The sequence below is a fragment of the Neisseria sp. P0001.S007 genome (assembly GCF_051963655.1).
Taxonomy (GTDB): Bacteria; Pseudomonadota; Gammaproteobacteria; order Burkholderiales; family Neisseriaceae; genus Neisseria; species Neisseria subflava_A.
In genome coordinates this window covers 1-284 of record NZ_JBQCUB010000039.1, presented here as the reverse complement: position 1 = coordinate 284, position 284 = coordinate 1, and the positions used below count along the sequence as shown (strand labels likewise).

Below are 284 nucleotides of genomic sequence, written 5' to 3'. Positions count from 1 at the left end.
GCTCTCGCCAGCCGGATTTGCGCCGCCGTTTCCGTATTATTGTGCATTACTTTTTTCCTTGGCTGCCTTGCATTTATCAAACAACAAAAACACACATCAAAATGACCTACCACACACTTTCAGACGGCCTGACCCAATCTTCAGTAAAACCCTTTTGGCCTTTATGGCTCAGTTTTCTTTGGATTTGCGCCGTCCCTTTTCTTTCACTCTACCGAGTCGGCCCATTGCCCAGCTTTTATCTGGAAGCCATCTCACTGAGCGGCTCATTGGTACTGACATTGATT

The 284-nt window shown here is 46.8% G+C and carries 1 pseudogene; it reads left to right on the top strand.

Annotation, left to right across the window (positions count from 1 at the left end):
• Positions 1-101: 101 nt before the first annotated feature.
• Positions 102-284 (top strand): annotated as a pseudogene (locus tag ACTHRE_RS11120) (polymerase); the annotation flags it as partial.